Origin of the sequence: Pontibacter sp. MBLB2868, assembly GCF_051904785.1 — a bacterium.
In the GTDB taxonomy this organism is placed as follows: domain Bacteria; phylum Bacteroidota; class Bacteroidia; order Cytophagales; family Hymenobacteraceae; genus Pontibacter.
Genome location: NZ_CP196710.1, coordinates 527,118 through 544,482, shown reverse-complemented (window position 1 = coordinate 544,482; position 17,365 = coordinate 527,118). Strand labels below are relative to the sequence as shown.

Below are 17,365 nucleotides of genomic sequence, written 5' to 3'. Positions count from 1 at the left end.
TTAAGATAACTAAATTTCTGATCTTTTCTTCGTCCGCTCCATACCGTACTGCAAAATACGGTCAATAAAGTCGTATGGCTTATACCCGTTAATGGCCGTCTGGTGGAAGATACATGTGGCAGGTGTCATACCGGGCAGTGAATTTACCTCAATGATGATCGTTTCTACCTCGTCATTCTCCAACACCCTTACAAACGCATCGATGCGTGCATAGCCTTCAATGTTCAGGATCTGCGCAACATGCTTCAGGTCTTCTTTTACTTTATCCGATATCTTCTGGCGGCGCACAGGGTCATTAGCATAACGCGCAGGCGTAATGTTTTGTCCTTCGCCAGCCAAGAATTTTTCTTCCAGCGATAAAACTTCTCCTTCAGCTAGTGCTTCAGATGCTTCAAATACCTCATAATCCACTGTACCGTCAGGTCTGTATTTTGTAAGCAGCCCTCCGGTTATTTCAAGGAAATGCTTCGCACCGTTTCTCGAGATAAGGGTTTCGACCAGGAACCCGGCCTTGTTCGGGAATTCTTCTTTAAAACCAAGCGAAAGTGTCTGGGCACATTCCATGTTCAGCTCTTCCATTTCCCTAAAGATCAATTCCGTAAAAGCAGCCAGTTCCTTGCGGTTCTTTATCTTCTTTACAGCAGAGCTACAGCCATCATCAGCAGGCTTGGCAATGAACGGATAGTCAAATTCCGCCTCTATCTTTTTAAAGAAATCTTCGCTGTCGTTTAACCAATCTTCCTTGAACACCATGGCATGCTTGGCTACCGACACACCGTGCTGGGCCAGGATCTCGTTGGTCTCATACTTGTTGATGGTAACTTTTGAGGAGCGAATGCCAGAACCATTATACGGAATGTGTAGTTTTTCCAACTCCGTCTGCATAGCGCCATCTTCCCCCGGACGACCATGCAGGGCAATAAACACGACATCCACCAGATTTTTAAGCTGGTTGTAAGTAATGCGCTGCGGGTCCTGCAGGGTACGGCCTGTATACTTGCGGGTAATACTTTCTGCCTCCTGCACGATCTGGGCCAGTACCGGATGTGGTTTGCCACCCTGCTCAAAGTACTGCACCTTCTCCTTTATATCATCTGCGTTATCTTTCAGCATGATATTGATCGGTATCGCATAGAGGCGATGCTCTTCGTTGCTCCCTGTCAGGAAAACAGGCATCGGCTCATACTTCGTAGACGATGAAAGCTTTTCGTAAATGTTACGTCCGCTTTCTACAGATATATGGCGTTCAGAAGAGTAACCTCCCATGATAACACCTACACGAATTTTATCATGCCGATGCGCCTGTTCTTCTTTAATGGCTTTATCCAGCTTTGCCAGCAGTCGTGTCAGCTTCACGGTGTCTTTACCTGTCTTCAGTCGCTCTGCCACCGAAGTACGGATAATGTAAGTCAGGAACTGTGACGGGTTAAGCCCTATTTCTGCTGCCTGATGGAAGAAGAACGACGACGGCAACATACCTGATGTTGTGTTCGGATCGTTCAGGAATATCTCACCAGAATCGGTAATAAAGCCATCCAGGCGTGCATATACATTAAACCCAAACGCTGCAAACAGCCTGCTGGTAGCTTTTCTTATACTTTGGATCTGCTCTGTTGGCAGATTAATAGGCGTAATTTTGCGGCTGAGGCCCGGCAGGTATTTAGAGCGGTAGTCAAATACTTCGCTGCCCTTCACGATCTCTGTCGGTGGCAAAGCAATGGGCTGCCCCTTCTCATCCTGCACCACTATACACGAAAACTCTTTGCCCTGGATAAAGGCCTCGATCAATATCTGCTGCTCATGCTCAATGTTGGTGAGCGTGATGCTATCGGTAGCTGTGCTGTTGAATGTGTGGTTGATATGGTTTAGCAGTTCCTCCGGATGATAGATGATCGTGCCATCCTGCAACATGACCGGCATGCCGATGCCTTCACGAATATCCACAAGCTGCTTCATGCTCATCAGCTGCTTCTCCTCGCCGAGCGCCAGCCATTGGCTCTTGTAAATGGTTTTGGTGAAGAAGCTACGCTCTACGCCTGCCTCAAAAGCGGCAAAGTCGTTTTCTTTGATAATGGATACCCCGATGGAAGAACCCTGGTGTGGCGCCTTGAGCACCAGCGGTAAGCCAAGTTCAGCAACCAGGCTTTTGAAAATATCTTCCCGCTGCCCACGGTCAGACCAGTCGGCGTATTGTATTGTCCTGTAATCCGGGGTCGGAAAGCCGTGCTGCTTCAGCATCTCTTTCTGAGCCGCCTTATCAATACCAATAGCAGAAGGCAGGATACCGGAGCCGGAGTATGGTATGTGGTACCATTCCAGCAAACCCTGAATGCTGCCGTCTTCGCCATAAGGACCGTGAAGCGCCAGGAAAGCAAAATCAAAATGCTCCTTAAACTCGTTTGGCTGCAGGCGTTTTCCCGCTTTCGCTATGATCTTGTCCTGTTCGGCAATGCTTAATTCGCCCAACGACTCCATGTAGATCTGAAGCCCGTGCTCACTTTCAGGCAGGGCTGCTACCGGTGGATAAAAGTCGCGTATTGTGCCTTTGTAAATATACTGCCAGTCCAGGAGTATAAAATTGCCCAGGCTGTCCACGAATACCGGAACTGCCTCAAACAGTGACTTATCTAAATTATCGTATACCGTACGGCCACCCGCAAACGAAATCTCGCGCTCGCGCGACGGGCCACCAAAGATTATTCCTACTTTCATTAATGCAAAGGTAATAAATCAGCTAGTAAAGTTAAGAGTTTAATGTGAGCCGCGAAATGTTGTTTTTGTCTTCATTTGATTAAACCAACAAAGATGTTTTTGCTTTGAATGCGTACAGGTAGTATTGGAAGGGCAAAACTTAACTGCTGCCCTCTAACCCAACATCAGATAAAATCGTAAACCAAAAACATTATAGCCATTTCACTATATTTGTCTGACAGCCGTTAAGCATCCATAAAATCAGGCTGCAAACGAACAACGAATATTGCAAAACGAAACTATAGATTACCACATGAGAACCGTAGACCAGTATAATTTTGCCGGAAAAAAGGCATTGGTACGTGTTGACTTCAACGTGCCCCTCGATGAAGACTACCGCATTACAGACGACACCCGCATCCGTGCGGCTGTGCCCACTATCCGTAAGATCATGAACGACGGAGGTGCCGTTATTCTTATGTCGCACCTGGGCCGCCCTAAAAACGGGCCGGAAGAAAAATACTCGTTGCGCCACCTGATTGACAAACTGACCGATGAGTTTGATACAGTAGTTCGTTTCTCTCCGGATGCCATTGGCCCGGAAGCACAGCAAATGGCAGCGGAGCTAAAGCCGCGCGAGATCCTGCTGCTGGAGAACCTGCGTTTTCATAAAGCTGAAGAGAAAGGCGATCCTGAGTTTGCAAAGGAGCTTGCCAAACTGGGTGACGTGTATGTAAATGATGCCTTCGGTACTGCACACCGCGAACACGCCTCTACTGCCGTTATTGCCCGTTATTTCCCGAACGACAAAGTTATGGGTTATGTCATGCAGGCAGAACTTGATAACGCCAGCCGCATCCTGGATAATGCAGAGCGCCCTTTCACAGCCATTATGGGCGGTGCAAAGATATCAGACAAGATCATGATCATTGAGCAGCTGCTCGATAAGGTGGATAATTTGCTGATTGGCGGCGGCATGTCTTATACCTTTGTAAAAGCCGATGGCGGCGAAATAGGTTCTTCGCTTGTGGAGAATGATAAACTGGACCTTGCTGCCCGCCTGATTGCCATGGCACGCGAAAAAGGGGTTAAACTAATGATACCCGTAGATTCTGTGGTTGCAGATGAATTCAGCAACGATGCAAATGTTGACACCTGCCTCAGCCATCATATCAAACCCATGTGGATGGGTCTGGACATTGGCCCGGATGCACGCGAACAGTATGCTGAAGTGATCATAAACTCTAAAACCATACTTTGGAACGGCCCGATGGGGGTTTTCGAAATGTCAAACTTCTCGGTAGGTACCGAAGCTGTAGCCGAGGCTGTGGTAGAAGCTACCCGTCGCGGCGCTTATTCTCTTATAGGTGGCGGCGACTCTGCTGCTGCTGTTAATCAGTTGGGCTATGCGGACAGAGTTTCGTACGTATCTACTGGCGGCGGTGCGCTGCTGGAGTACATGGAAGGCAAGACTTTACCTGGTGTGGCCGCTATTGAGCGCGACAATTACTAAGAATTGTACCCAGACGAATCAAAAAAGCCCTGCCACTACATTAAGTGGCAGGGCTTTTTTTTAGTTTGACTCGTTAAATAACGTTTACAACAACTTTCCCGTTTGTTTTGTGGGTTTCAACCTGTGTATGGGCTTTACCCATGTCTTTGAGCTCAAATACATGCGAAACATGTGCTCTCAGATGTCCATCACGCATCAGATCAGCTATCTGGCTTTGATCTTCGCCACTGGAGTGCACCAGGTAATTCCGGGCTTCAATATTCCGCTTTTTAGCCTCTTCCTGAACGGACTCTTTAGCCCCTCCGAGTATAGAAATGATCGTACCACCCTCTTTCAGGGCTTTCAGAGAATTACGCGTGTTTTCTTCGCCCAGGGAGTCTAGCACGATGTCAGCATCCATTACAACTTCCGCCGGATTATACTTGTGGTAATCGATCTGCTCATCGGCACCCATATTTCTCAAGAACTCATGATTTTCAGAAGAAGCAGTACCAATAACAGTGGCTTTGAAATATTTAGCGATCTGAACGGCAAAATGTCCCACTCCACCGGCAGCTGCATGTATCAATACTTTTTGTCCGGCTTTTATACCAGCCTCATGCACTAATACCTGCCAGGCTGTTAAGGCTGCAAGTGTGGCTGCGGCTGCTTCGTGATGCGGTATATGCTCCGGCTTGTGGGCCATATGATCTTCCGGGGCCACAACATATTCTGCATAGGCCCTGCCATCTCCCGGGAAATTCACCATGCCAAACACTTCATCGCCTTCCTTAAAATATTTTACATCCTCTCCTATGGCCTCTACTACACCAGAAATGTCCCAGCCGATGATCACTGGCGGGTGTTCTTTCAGTTGCTCGAATAACGCTTTTCCTTCCCTGGTTTTTGCGTCCACAGGGTTTACACTTACCGCGTGCACTTTAACCAGCACCTCCCCTTTTTTAGGCGATGGCTGGTCAACCTCCTGTATCTGCAGGTTATCCACTCCACCTGGTTCTGTTAGTACGATTGCTTTCATGGCTTATATTTTATCAGGTTTACAATAGCATATGTTAATACAAACTCAAGCTGTGGCAAAAGGTTCTGCTACAGGCAACTATGCCCTAAAATGGCCTGCCGTTCTTCAGGCAACACATGAATATTAACTTGGCAAGCATAAAAACTGGGGCTATTTAGAATTAAAACATGTATCATTTAGTTTAATTCTATTAAATTATACTCCTGAATACAGCCTGAGGGTCAGTTTAAACACCAGACTGATTACCTTTACAACCGCTGGTGCGTGATCTGACAGTATGTACTTAAATTTATACGATATCATTATTCTCTTTGGGGCATTGCAGGGCTTAATACTGAGCCTCGTGCTTTTTTTCTCCAGACCTGAAGAGCGCACCACCGGCAAAAACTACTTCCTGGCACTTTTGCTGCTTATTTTGGTATACAACGGCCTCGAAACGTTTAGCTGGAGTTCGGAGATCACGCGTTATAATTATTTTTTCAACCTGTTCTCCAACGTCCTCATTTTTGGACTGGGGCCTTGCCTGTATCTCTACCTCCGATCTTTTACTCGCCCTCAAACTCTTACAGGCAAACTTGTAGCGAAGCATTTTGCTATCGTGGGCCTGCAGTTTACCGCGCGTATCTTCATACTAGTTATATCTATTTTGAATACAAGGGGCACCTTTACAGGGCTTTGGAGTGCCGACCTGGACAGCCACCATACAACAGTATCTGAAAACCTGAGTGTAGTGGCTTTCTGGTTTTACCTGTCGCTGTCATCCAGGGAGATATGGCTCTATCAGAAGAACATTGAGAAAGTGACACCCGAAGAGCAGGTAGCTTTTCGTTGGATGCGGTCCCTCTTCATCTGTATGCTTATTCTGGGCATTGCCTGGGCAATCACCACTGTTTACCCTATAGTGGTAAAAGCAAGCAGCAGTAACTATTACTACCCGATAGAAGTACTGCAGGTACTGTTTATTTACTGGCTCGGTATTACAGGTTTTTACCGCATAAAAGTAGTACACGTAGATACCCAGAACAGATCTAATGCCTTTTTCGAAAGTATAGATTCCGATACACTTCAGGATTGCGAGAAAGCTCTGATCAAAGCAATGGAGCAGGATAAGTTATACCTGGAAACAGACCTGAATGTAAGTAAACTGGCTGATCATATTCGTATAAATCAGAAAACGATCTCGGCAGTTCTGAACCAGCACATGCAAAAAGGCTTCCCGGAATTTGTGAATTACTATAGAATACAAGAAGTAAAAGAGAGAATGGCGCACCCCAAATACCAGTCGCTCACCATAGCGGGAATTGCCTACGATTCGGGTTTTAATTCCCTCCCTACTTTTCAGAGAGTATTTAAGGCATCTGAAAATATGACACCTAAAGAATATTTAGCCTCAGTTACAAAAGCAGCGCCTAAAAAAGCCTGACTTCCCAATTAATGGCCTTTACTTTGTATAAATTTTTATCTCATGAAAGACTACAAGAAGTACTACATAATCCCCGCCTCACCGGAAGAGGTATACGCAGCCCTCACCAACCCACTTACCATTCATTTATGGTCCGGTGAGAAGGCTGTGATGTCAACGGAGGCCGGGTCTGAGTTTGAATTGTTTGAAGGAAGTATAGCCGGCAAAAACCTGGCCTTTGAGGAGAACAAAAAGATTGAACAGGAGTGGTATTTCGGGGAGCAGGAAGAACCCTCAATCGTTACGATAAAGCTCCACCCGCACAAGTATGGCACCTCCGCAGAGTTGAAGCACACGAATATTCCTGAGGAGGATTATGAGGATATCGTGGAAGGCTGGAACGAAGCGTATTTCGGTTCTGTCATTGAGTTTTACGAAGATTAGCATCCCCACCTAAAAGTTTTACCATAGGCAGGCAACCCTAAGTATAAGTTCTGCATTTATGATGCATGCCACTATAGGCTAATACCTTATACTTTATAACTATGGAAAAAGAATTATCTCAGGTAAAAAGGCAGCTTAACTGGCTGAAGTACTATGCTGTTATCAGCAGCACACTTTTCATGTCATTCATGATGCTCAGCATGTCCTCACGCAAGAATGATGTGATCCGGGCCAAAGGCATCGTGATTGAAGACAGCATGGGCCGCGATAGAATTTTAATAGGCGCAACAATACCAGACTCCAAAGACCGGGTGAGAACAAACCCGGATAAAGTGCGGGAAGCTTGGGCGAAGCGATTTGGTGGTGAAAAGTATATGAAAGACTACAGCACTTACGAGCACGGAGAGAATGGCATCATTTTCCTGAACGAGCAAGGCTATGATAAGCTGGTACTCGGGGAAAATGTCGGCGACCCTAATACCGGCAAACGTATTGTAAAAGCTGCGGGATTCTCTTTTAACGATGATGAAGGATTTGAGCGTGGCGGCTTGGGTATTTCAAAAACTAAAGATGATAAGTATCGTGTTGTTTTTGGAATGGATGACCCCAATGTGGGGGAAGCGTTGCACCTGTTCGTGTTGGAAGATGGCACAAAAGGTATGCAGGTTGCCTATAAGGGCGGCAGAATGTTGATAGGAAAAGCGGAAGCAAACAGTGGAATGTTCGGAACTAAAGAAGAGTTTGCCGGAATAAAGGTTGAAACGAGTGATGGGAAGGTTCTTTGGGAGAAAAATGCTCTTCAACCGGCCATAAAATAGTCTGTCGCTATTAAAACTTTCGCATCAGCCTTACTCTGAAAATCAATTCAGGATTTACCTGAAATTTATACTTCTAATTTATTCTCAAGGGAAATGCAAACCAGCCATTTTCCTGAAAACATAAGTCCCGGCTTGTTCAAAGCCGGGACTTATATTTTTAATCTATCCTATCCCTTTTATCCAGATAAGTTAATACACGTTCGATCTTAGCCAGATCACCTTTTGCATTATACTTGTGTATGCGCTCTATCTCACCGGTTACCAAACCTGCTCTACTGCCTTTCACTTTTCCCTGCGAGTGTTTTACTTCTTCCGTCCAGGGCAGCGCTTTACCAGGAAAGCTATACACTTTTAACGACGGGTAAAGGTGTTGCACAGCGGTAACGGCAGCCATAAAAGCACGCGGCTGCTGAAATGGCGCAGCCGTCACGATCACCTGTTCATAGCCTTTCTCTCTGGCATGATGCACCATCGCCTCTGCCTCAATGCGCGTGTTAAGCTGTTCTGTATCCGGAGCTATCGGCACAGGCTCAACCTCCTCAGCAATTCCGGATTTCATGAGCGCCTGTTGCCATACTTCAAAGCCCGGATAGCCGCTCATGGCTTCTGATTGAATGAACATCACTTTGTCAGCCAACCTGTTGTGCAGCAAGTATATAGTTGCATCAAAAACGGACTGCTGGTTGTCTTCAGTCTGCCCGAAAAGGAAAACAGCATCAGCAGGTTTAGACGGCAATGTGTCGCAAAGTGTTCTAATGATCAATTCTTCTATCATAGAGCAACTATACGGCTGCCACCTGATTGAGGTGCCTTTCCGGCGCCCCCTTATTTATAAGCCGGGCAGAATGATTTTTTACCCCACGTAATGTAAGGGAAGCTATACACCACACCCACAGAAGTTGTGTAATAATGGTCATTCATGTTAGGGTTGCCGGATTTACTAAAGCCATCGAGATAGTCAGAGGAAGACGCAAAACGATATGATATTTCCGCATTTAGTGCAATGGAACGCGTCAAGCCGTAGCGTACACCGCCGCCAGCCATTAAAACAGAAATGTGGCTTGGTAATGCCTTTGCTATATCTTCTTCAAGGCCAGCAGTTCTGTCTAACTGCGATTGTGAATAATCTCGCTTGATCCGCAGGTATGATACCCCAACTCCACCTGCTACATAGGGTGTTATATTTAAATAACGGGTATACTTTCCAAACTTAACAAGATCAAAAACAAACTGCCCCGAGAACTCTGTGATTGGCGTATGAAAGCTAAAATTACGCTCTCTGCGCCAGGCAGGATTCGCATAGTTAGCATCATCTCCACTTAGCCTGCCGTGCTCAATATTTAGTTTTAATGCCAATGGGCCGTATAGCCTTACTTTGCCGAACACACCTATTCCGGGCCCGATCGTTTCTATGGAACCCATCGGATTCGGCGTTAAGTCGCCCTGGTAAACAAATGCGCTAAGGTGCGCACCCACCTCCAGGTTAGAAGATTGTGAGTACGCTGAATGAATCAGAAACAAACTGAATAGGGTCAGAAGCAGATGCTTCTTAGAGAGTAGATTTTTTCTCATATAAATAATTCGAAGTAGAAAATTCTTTTTCTGCCAGCACTTAACTCACACTGATACAAGTATGTTAAAGCAATGATAAAATTTTGTTGGAGGGATTTTTTGCAACCCGGCCACAAGATATCTTTATAAAATTCAATCTCTAAACACAATGTTAAACTTCATTGAAAAGAACAATTATTAATTAGATAACTTATTAAAACCAGTTGATACAAAAGACGGAATGAAGCGCTTTCTTAGCATTTACTATTTCCTGAAATGCTGCTACCAGCTTGTAAGTATTTTTCCTGCAACAGCTTGCAAAGCACCAGCCCCTGCTTAATGGATTAGAGAAGCTTATAAGTTTGAACCAGCTGGAGTGCGTACATTAATCTCTGACTCCGGCCTCTTTGATAGTACCACACCCTTACCTGCATTAGGACAATAAAAAAGCCCCTGTTATAGGGGCTTTTTTATTCATCTCCCCGAGTGGGAAGCTATACAACGGTTGCGTTAGCAACTATGCTTTCTCGGCTTCAAGTATCTTTTTAATTCTTACCAATGCATCCTCTATATGGTACTTCGTCAGTTGATCTGTCTTTTGAGATCTAGCTGCCTTCAACTGCTTCTCCAGCTTCACCAGTTCGCCTCTGGCAATCGAGCGAATATCTGACTGGCTTAACTCCACCGGAGTTCCGAAACGGCTGCTTTTAGGCGCTTCATTTAACAGGCTATCCATACGATCAAGGTAAGCTTTTTGCAGGTTACGGCGGTAGATATCAATGTTCTTACCATTATATACCTCACTCCAGATACCTCGCTGCAGCTGGCTTACCATGTCAAGGGCATTGTAGTTTACGTTATTTACTTCGTTCTCCATCAGGCGTGCCATTCTGTCTGCAGAAAGCAGGCTGTTCAGGTGCCGTACCTGCAGGCTCCTGATGCCCTCAACGTGGTTGGCATGGTGAATATTCCGGCTAATTTCGGTCTGATGCAGCCATTCCGGGGAAGCAAAGGCATTATCTAAAACCCAGTTTACTGATGCTGCCTGCATTTTGGCTGGAACAGGCGTATAAACAAAGCCTTTCTGATTCGGCTTCAGACGATTTTCATACACACCTCCTACGTTTGTAACTACATGGCCAATGTAACGGCTCCATACACCCAGCAGTTCACCATATAGTTCATCCAGGTCATTGTAATCATTTGTTTCAACTGCCGTCCACTGCATCAGTTTCGGCGCTACCAGCTTCAGGTTTTTCAGGCCGTAGGTACTGGCTTTTATCGGATCATCCCCAATACCCTCAGTCTGGCTGGCCGGGTCGTAGCCGCCACTGCCGCTGCCAAACTGGTAAACCGGATCATTCTTGGTTGCTTCAATCCACTTGGACAGGGTTGGAATCTCTGCCTCCGGGCTTTTGGCTTCAGGCAGGTAGCGGTAGCCCCAGTTAATAGCATAATGATCGTACGGGCCTAACTGGCGCACGAAACGAACATCCTCATCTCCTGGCTGTGCCACGTAGTTGTAACGGGCATAATCCATGATGGTAGCAGCAATACCATACTTCTGTGTGAAAGTGCCTGAACGAAGCGAGTCGGTATCATAAGCAAAGCTGGCCTTCATGTTGTGCGGCAAGCCCAGTGCATGACCTACTTCGTGGGTAATAACCTCCAGCATCATTTCACCCAGGTCTTCCATAGGTGTATTCAGAGAACGGGCGCTAGGGTTAGCCGCTCCAGTTTCCAGCAGATACCTGTTGCGGTAAGAACGCAGGTGGTTATGGTACCAGATGATGTCACTCTCAATGATCTCACCAGAACGGGGGTCAGAAACACTTGGCCCGATAGCGTTCCGGGTAGTACTGGCCACATAGCGGATCACAGAATAGCGCACATCCTCGGGGCTAAAATCCGGATCTTCTTCTTTTGTAGGAGGATCTTTGGCAAGTATGGCATTTTTGAAGCCGGCAGTTTCAAAGGCTTTGTTCCACTGCTCCACACCTGCTTTGATGTATGGCCGCAGCTTTTCTGGGGTTGCTGGGTCCAGGTAGTACACGATCGGTTTTACCGGCTCTACCAGCTCACCGCGTTTGTAAGCGGCGATATCTTTTGGTACCAGTCTCCAGCGGCGGATGTACGATTTCTCGTCAGCTTTGTAAGCTTCTGAGCCATAGTCTATCTGGCTGATGTTAAAATAACCAACACGGTCATCATACATGCGTGGCTGCATAGGCTCTTTAGGCAATAGCACCATCGACTGGTTCATCATCATGCTAATAGACCCTGTCTCAGCATTTGATGGTGGCTCGGCAGCGTCGTACGTAAAGTCCTGCTTCACTTCTATATTCAGCGGGAAGCTTTTTACACTGTTTATAAAGCTGCGGTTATCATCCAGCTTGCTCACTTTATAGTTTTTCCGCATGTCTGCATCTAGGCCGCTGATCGCTTTGATGTCACTCAGGAAAAACTTGGTTACATCAATTACATAGGCACTGGAATCTTTTGAGAAAGCGGCAATATCAAAGGCATACAGCGTTGGCTGGTAGTTGTTGACCTTCACTGAAAGATTGATAGGCAAAGAGTCGGCGGCAACTGCACTGTAAGACTTTGTCTTCAGGACGATCTTGTTATCCACTTTCTGCCACTCAACCATTTGCTCGTTCACCGAAGAACCTGCATTCACATAGCCTCCGCCTAGTCCGGCTGGCAGACTGGCAAACCTGCTGATCCAAAGGAAATCGCGGTGAAGCAGCGTGTCCGGTATTTCATAGTAATATTTGTCAGCTACCTTATGAACGGTAAAGATACCGGCATCAGATATAGCATCCTTCGTGATGACCTCGCCATAAGGCTTGATACCGTTTTTTGAAGCTTTTGGCTTCTCCGTCTCCTCTTTTTTGGCCACATCCCCTTTCTGGGAAGTGGCAGTTTGGGTGGTGGAGCAGGAAGCCTGTGTGAGTGCCATAAGCAAGCCTAAGCTTATGACCTTGTACGACTTTAGCATGAATTAACTGATGTTAGAGAATAGTTTAGAAAAAGTGAGCGACACTGACTGTACCTCTGCAAAGTAAGTATCCACTTTTAAAGTTAAGGCATATTGGTAAACTTTGCCAATTTCTTTCTTGGTCACCAACTCTTCTAATTATAGAGTCCTGCCAAAGAGGAATTACATTCACGAATAGGATGCTATACCTGGAGCAGATGAATTTTTTCATTGAAAATTTTCTCGCAGCCTTAGCTACGCATGTATTCGGTGTAATTGCTTAAATTTACGCTCTATGGCAGAAGAACAAAAAAACAACCCGCTTCACGGCAAAACACTGCAAGCTATCCTGGAACATCTAGTAGACTATTATGGGTGGGAAGAGCTTAGTCATAAGATCAATATCAATTGCTTTAAGAGCAATCCAAGTATAAAATCCAGCTTAACATTTTTGCGCAAAACGCCTTGGGCACGAGAGAAAGTGGAAAGCTTGTATCTCTTTGTTTTGCGCAGGCAAAAGAAGGGGCTTTAGTAAAAAAACGGTCCGTTTATACAAGCGACTGTTATCCATACCCGTAAAAAGTATATGTATGTCAAAAGCCACGACTTATATCATTTTACTTGTCCTGTTTGGCGCTCTTTTTAGCTGCACTGTTTCCAAGCCCCTCGAAGCAGACCTTGTTATTACAAACGCGAACATAGTAGATGTGCAGGAGGGTAAGGTGCTGCCAAATAAAACGATCATCATAAAAGACGGCACCATACAGGAGATAATCGGGACTGACACGAAAGCAACGTATAAAACGGCCTCCACAATAGATGCAGCAGGAAAGTATGTTATTCCGGGCCTGTGGGATAACCACGTTCATTTGCGGGGAGGGCCGGCTCTGGAAGAAGAGAACAAAAACCTGTTGCCACTTTACATAGCCAATGGCATTACAACAGTTCGCGACGCTGGCGGCGATCTTTACCCCTCCATCCGTGCGTGGCGAAAACAGATAGAAGCCGGTAACATAGCAGGCCCCCATATTATTTCGGCTGGTCCTAAGCTGGATGGTCCCAACCCAACCTGGGAAGGATCAATTGAGGTGCCCACAGTAGCTGAAGTACCCGCCGCCCTGGATTCGCTGCAAAAGCTGGACGTAGACTTTGTAAAGATCTATGATAGCACTATCTCCGGGGATGTTTTCCTGGCGATAGTTAAAGAGGCTGAAAAGCGCGGCATGCAGGTGTCCGGGCATATGCCTTTTACCATTAAGTTAGGAGATGCCATTGACCTGGGCCTTGATGCTACCGAGCATTTATACTACGCTTTTAAGGCAGGCTCTGCCAAAGAAGACAGCATTACACAAGCCATCGTGGCTAGCCAGGCCACGGCTAAGCCTATCGGGTTTTACGATGCCCTGCACATGCTGTATGACACCTATGACCCACAAGTAGCAGCGCGTACTTTTAACCTGATGGCCGAAAAGAATACGGCTGTCGTTCCAACGCTATACATTAGCAGTGTGCTGAACAACCTGAAGTATGAAGACCATAGCCAGGATGCTTACCTGCCTTATATTGGTGAAGGAATAATTAAAACCTATGAACGCAGGATCAGCAGTGCAAAGCGCCAACCCGAAGCATCCGTGCAGTTTATGCGCGACCTGAATGCAAAGTTTCATACCATGGTACCCCCCATGCAAAAAGCCGGTGTAACCATACTTGCCGGCTCCGATGCAGGTGCTTATAACTCCTATGTTTACCCGGGCCAATCGTTGCACAAAGAACTGGAGATGCTGGTAGAAGCCGGCCTCACTCCTGCCCAGGCATTAAGAACAGCTACTATAAACGGAGCACGTTTTCTGAACCGAGCTCAAAACTACGGCACAGTGGAAGCAGGCAAAGCCGCTGACCTGGTGCTGTTAGATAAAAATCCGTTGGAGGCAATCAGCAATACGCAACGTATACAAACAGTTATTTTTGGTGGTAAGGTGTATACGCACCAAGACCTGCAGCAACTGCTGGAGCAGGTAAAGCGGAAGTAGCCCGATGGTGGCTTTCGTGAGTTATCTGCCTCTATAAATCCTTGCAGCATCAGCCGTTGGAAGCATCGCTACCGCTTTACTACTTTGCCAGACCCTGACACATGAGATGTAACAGTGGGATCTCCGAGGTAATACACCATACCGCTTCCTGTAATATCGGCAGCCAGGGTTTCAGAAGCACTGACCTCAGCCACACCTGACCCGGATAAGTTCACCGTTACATTTCCTGCTTGCAGGTTAAAGGCTTCCGCCCTTCCTGATCCGGAGATATTAACATTGTGCAGATCCGTTTCGCCCTGCAATACGACCTTACCCGATCCTGTAACCTGGGTGATTACCTTAGTGGCACTTACATCAAGTTCTATCTTACCTGAGCCGTTCAATGTTACAGGCAGTTCTGTGGTAGTTAAGGTATTCTGGCTGGTTATACGACCTGAGCCGTTCAGGTACATGGCCTGCACCTCAGGCAGCGTTATGTAAACATCCACCTGTTTGCTTCTACGTACGCATCCGCTATATTCAATTCCCCAGGTGCTGTTACTGATGTCAGTCTCCAACATGTCCAGAATATTTGGTTCGCCTTTTACCAGTACTGTCTGCACAGGCCCTTGCTGAATGTAAACATTGAAATCACCGTTAGCCTCAACTCGAGTGAAAGGATCAAGGGTAAGCGTACGTGTCTCAATATCTCCTTCCCCTTTGATACAATTTGTATCATTGCAGGCTCCTAAGGCAAAAAGCCCTCCTAATAACAATAAAAACCTTGTTCCTGCTAACACGCTGTTCCTGACATTTTTCTTCATAGTTGTAAATTAAATATCCCAATAATATGAAGAAGATGCCTCTTGGCCCGGTTTAGTTGCATAACCTATCGGGTGTATCCCGTAAATAGCTTGATATTGCGAGCTAACCCAACAAACGGAGGGGTAAAATAAAAAACCGATGATCTGATTTGTCAGGAGTTGAGCTCCAGCTTTCCGCTCTCTTTATACTTCAGTTGCCCAACGTCCACCAACTCCCGGATCAGGCTGGTTATAATTTCAGAGTGCTTTGGCTCAAACTCCTGCACCAGTTCTTTAGGCAAGTATGGTTTTACTTCCAGTAGCGTCAAAAGCCTGGAACGGAACTGCCCTTCCTCCTCCGATTCCCGCTCTTTTTTGCGTTCCGCAAGGCAGTAGTCACATACCCGGCAACGGACATCTGTTACCTCACCAAAATACTCTAACAGCAGTTCGGTACGGCACCTGTTTGCTGTCTCTACGTAATGCACTATTTCCTTTGCCTGTACCTGTGCCCGTTCGCGCAACTGATTGAGTTTGGCAATATTTAGCGGTAAAGTGGTAGCGCCTTCCCTGGGCTTTATAAAAGTCAGCTGAGGAGAATCCTTTTGCGGCTCGTAGGCGATCACCTGCAACTTGTGCAGGTACTCTAGTTTCCGGCGCAGTTCCTGTTCCGTCATTCTCAACTGCTGGGCCATCTTCTTTTCCGAAAGCTTCACAAATGTTACGAAAGCCTCCCCCCCATATATCCGCAGAACCATTTGTATCAGTTGGTCATGATCCGGATTCTTTAACTGGAAGTCATAAAGCGCTGTGTTTTCAAGGAGGATGTTTAACCGGGAAGGAGCGTAATATCCCTCATTTAACTGAATGTATCCCTCTGACTCCAGCCGCTTTACCGCATGATGCACCTGAAGCGCAGGCAGTTTATAATTCTTTGCAAAACCTGCCAGGTCAAAATCGAAGCTGCTCATAAACCCGCTGCCTACTGCCAGTTGATAGTAATTAGCCAGGCACTGGTACACCCTCCGGATAAAATCCACTGGCGGGTGTGCCTCTTCTACTTTTTTCAGCAGGTCGGTAGTATCGTTTGGCCCATAAAGGATAGTGGCATACGCATACTTCTCGTCGCGGCCGGCACGCCCTGCCTCCTGGTAATATGCCTCCAGGCTTTCCGGCAGATCGAGGTGCACCACCAACCGGACATCCGGCTTATCGATGCCCATACCAAAGGCATTGGTAGCCACTATTACCCGCACCTTGTCCTCTATCCAGGCCTGCTGCACCTGACTGCGCTCCTCAAACTTAAGTCCTGCATGGTAGGCCGCTGCCGATATGCGGCGGCTTTGCAGTAATTTCGCCATCTCCACGGTTTGCCTGCGGCTACGCACATACACAATGCTCTGCCCCTGCATGCGCTGCAGTATCTCCAGAAGGCGATCGGTTTTTGATTCGGTATAGAGGCAGGAGTATGACAGATTAGAGCGGGCAAAGCTTTTCTGAAATACATTAGGTTTTTGAAACTTCAGCTTGTCCTGAATGTCCAGCTTAACCTGTTCCGTGGCAGTGGCGGTGAGGGCAATAACGGGGGTATCAGGCAAACTTTCCCGTAGCTCTGCCAGCTGCAAGTAGGGCGGCCTGAAATCATAGCCCCACTGCGAGATACAGTGCGCCTCGTCCACTGCCAGCAAGCCTACCTGCATGTTCTTCACACGTTCCTTAAACAGGTCGGTAAGCAAGCGCTCCGGCGACAGATACAGAAATTTTACGTTCCCGTACACGCAGTTATCCAGTGTTACATCAATCTCCCGGCGGCTCATGCCCGAATAGATCGCGACGGCATTTATCCCACGTTTCTTCAGTTGCTCTACCTGGTCTTTCATCAGGGCAATGAGCGGTGTTACCACCAGGCATAAACCATCCAGGGCAAGTGCGGGTATCTGGAAGCAAACTGATTTACCTCCTCCGGTCGGTAACAGGGCCAGTGTATCCTGCCCAGCGAGCACCGAACGGATAATATCCTCCTGCAGGGGCCTGAACTGGTCATAGCCCCAGGTAGTTTTTAGTATGTGGTGGATGTCCTGCAATTGGTGTGCTTTTGTGCGAAGATAGAAGATACGCAGCAGAAATCAGGCATAA

13 protein-coding genes are annotated in these 17,365 nt (G+C 46.8%); 6 read left to right on the top strand and 7 right to left on the bottom strand.

The features are described 5' to 3' along the window. Window positions 1–9: 9 nt before the first annotated feature. Window positions 10–2,712, bottom strand: coding sequence for a D-alanine--D-alanine ligase family protein (locus ACSX1A_RS02365; protein WP_439882007.1), 2,703 nt, complete (start codon window positions 2,710–2,712; stop codon window positions 10–12). Window positions 2,713–3,004: 292 nt separating this feature from the next. Here ACSX1A_RS02365 and ACSX1A_RS02360 point away from each other — a divergent pair, with 292 nt between their 5' ends. Further along, window positions 3,005–4,204 carry a phosphoglycerate kinase gene (locus ACSX1A_RS02360; protein ID WP_439882006.1) on the top strand — a complete coding sequence of 400 codons (1,200 nt, stop codon included), beginning with the start codon at window positions 3,005–3,007 and terminating at the stop codon, window positions 4,202–4,204. Window positions 4,205–4,277: 73 nt separating this feature from the next. On the opposite strand, the gene ACSX1A_RS02355 is transcribed toward ACSX1A_RS02360, so the two are convergent. Further along, window positions 4,278–5,222, bottom strand: a complete 945-nt coding sequence (locus ACSX1A_RS02355) for an NADP-dependent oxidoreductase (RefSeq protein ID WP_439882005.1) — start codon at window positions 5,220–5,222, stop codon at window positions 4,278–4,280. A 277-nt stretch (window positions 5,223–5,499) separates the two neighbouring features. Between ACSX1A_RS02355 and ACSX1A_RS02350 the strand changes: the two genes are divergently transcribed. The 3 genes from ACSX1A_RS02350 to ACSX1A_RS02340 all read left to right on the top strand — a co-directional run bounded on the left by ACSX1A_RS02350 (window position 5,500) and on the right by ACSX1A_RS02340 (window position 7,886). Continuing rightward, window positions 5,500–6,645, top strand: coding sequence for a helix-turn-helix domain-containing protein (locus tag ACSX1A_RS02350; protein ID WP_439882004.1), 1,146 nt, complete (start codon window positions 5,500–5,502; stop codon window positions 6,643–6,645). Between the two features lie 42 nt (window positions 6,646–6,687). Then, window positions 6,688–7,068 carry an SRPBCC domain-containing protein gene (locus ACSX1A_RS02345; protein WP_439882003.1) on the top strand — a complete coding sequence of 127 codons (381 nt, stop codon included), beginning with the start codon at window positions 6,688–6,690 and terminating at the stop codon, window positions 7,066–7,068. 101 nt (window positions 7,069–7,169) lie between these two features. Further along, window positions 7,170–7,886, top strand: a complete 717-nt coding sequence (locus tag ACSX1A_RS02340) for a hypothetical protein (RefSeq protein WP_439882002.1) — start codon at window positions 7,170–7,172, stop codon at window positions 7,884–7,886. A 157-nt stretch (window positions 7,887–8,043) separates the two neighbouring features. On the opposite strand, the gene ACSX1A_RS02335 is transcribed toward ACSX1A_RS02340, so the two are convergent. The 3 genes from ACSX1A_RS02335 to ACSX1A_RS02325 form a co-directional block, all read right to left on the bottom strand. Beyond that, window positions 8,044–8,661: a YdcF family protein gene (locus ACSX1A_RS02335; protein WP_439882001.1), complete on the bottom strand. Its 618-nt coding sequence runs from the start codon at window positions 8,659–8,661 to the stop codon at window positions 8,044–8,046. 50 nt (window positions 8,662–8,711) lie between these two features. Then, on the bottom strand, window positions 8,712–9,458 hold the full coding sequence (locus ACSX1A_RS02330; protein ID WP_439882000.1) for a DUF6089 family protein: 747 nt from the start codon (window positions 9,456–9,458) through the stop codon (window positions 8,712–8,714). Window positions 9,459–9,954: 496 nt separating this feature from the next. Further along, a complete protein-coding gene (locus tag ACSX1A_RS02325; protein WP_439881999.1) occupies window positions 9,955–12,399 on the bottom strand; it encodes a zinc-dependent metalloprotease in 2,445 nt (814 codons plus the stop codon). Between the two features lie 313 nt (window positions 12,400–12,712). Here ACSX1A_RS02325 and ACSX1A_RS02320 point away from each other — a divergent pair, with 313 nt between their 5' ends. Together ACSX1A_RS02320 and ACSX1A_RS02315 are read left to right on the top strand one after the other, a co-directional pair. Then, window positions 12,713–12,949: a VF530 family DNA-binding protein gene (locus ACSX1A_RS02320; RefSeq protein WP_439881998.1), complete on the top strand. Its 237-nt coding sequence runs from the start codon at window positions 12,713–12,715 to the stop codon at window positions 12,947–12,949. Window positions 12,950–13,007: 58 nt separating this feature from the next. Next, a complete protein-coding gene (locus ACSX1A_RS02315; protein ID WP_439881997.1) occupies window positions 13,008–14,447 on the top strand; it encodes an amidohydrolase family protein in 1,440 nt (479 codons plus the stop codon). A 68-nt stretch (window positions 14,448–14,515) separates the two neighbouring features. Here ACSX1A_RS02315 and ACSX1A_RS02310 read toward each other — a convergent pair whose 3' ends face one another. Both ACSX1A_RS02310 and ACSX1A_RS02305 read right to left on the bottom strand, forming a co-directional pair. Beyond that, window positions 14,516–15,250 (bottom strand): head GIN domain-containing protein, encoded by a 735-nt coding sequence (locus ACSX1A_RS02310; protein ID WP_439881996.1) that lies wholly within the window; start codon window positions 15,248–15,250, stop codon window positions 14,516–14,518. A gap of 152 nt (window positions 15,251–15,402) precedes the next feature. Then, window positions 15,403–17,313: a RecQ family ATP-dependent DNA helicase gene (locus tag ACSX1A_RS02305; protein WP_439881995.1), complete on the bottom strand. Its 1,911-nt coding sequence runs from the start codon at window positions 17,311–17,313 to the stop codon at window positions 15,403–15,405. Between the last annotated feature and the right edge of the window lie 52 nt (window positions 17,314–17,365).

Excerpts from the sequence above, each read along its gene's own strand:
- ACSX1A_RS02365 (WP_439882007.1), bottom strand. The coding sequence starts at position 2,712 with ATGAAAGTAGGAATAATCTTTGGTGGCCCGTCGCGCGAGCGCGAGATT.
- ACSX1A_RS02360 (WP_439882006.1), top strand. The coding sequence starts at position 3,005 with ATGAGAACCGTAGACCAGTATAATTTTGCCGGAAAAAAGGCATTGGTA.
- ACSX1A_RS02355 (WP_439882005.1), bottom strand. The coding sequence starts at position 5,222 with ATGAAAGCAATCGTACTAACAGAACCAGGTGGAGTGGATAACCTGCAG.
- ACSX1A_RS02350 (WP_439882004.1), top strand. The coding sequence starts at position 5,500 with ATGTACTTAAATTTATACGATATCATTATTCTCTTTGGGGCATTGCAG.
- ACSX1A_RS02345 (WP_439882003.1), top strand. The coding sequence starts at position 6,688 with ATGAAAGACTACAAGAAGTACTACATAATCCCCGCCTCACCGGAAGAG.
- ACSX1A_RS02340 (WP_439882002.1), top strand. The coding sequence starts at position 7,170 with ATGGAAAAAGAATTATCTCAGGTAAAAAGGCAGCTTAACTGGCTGAAG.
- ACSX1A_RS02335 (WP_439882001.1), bottom strand. The coding sequence starts at position 8,661 with ATGATAGAAGAATTGATCATTAGAACACTTTGCGACACATTGCCGTCT.
- ACSX1A_RS02330 (WP_439882000.1), bottom strand. The coding sequence starts at position 9,458 with ATGAGAAAAAATCTACTCTCTAAGAAGCATCTGCTTCTGACCCTATTC.
- ACSX1A_RS02325 (WP_439881999.1), bottom strand. The coding sequence starts at position 12,399 with ATGGCACTCACACAGGCTTCCTGCTCCACCACCCAAACTGCCACTTCC.
- ACSX1A_RS02320 (WP_439881998.1), top strand. The coding sequence starts at position 12,713 with ATGGCAGAAGAACAAAAAAACAACCCGCTTCACGGCAAAACACTGCAA.
- ACSX1A_RS02315 (WP_439881997.1), top strand. The coding sequence starts at position 13,008 with ATGTCAAAAGCCACGACTTATATCATTTTACTTGTCCTGTTTGGCGCT.
- ACSX1A_RS02310 (WP_439881996.1), bottom strand. The coding sequence starts at position 15,250 with ATGAAGAAAAATGTCAGGAACAGCGTGTTAGCAGGAACAAGGTTTTTA.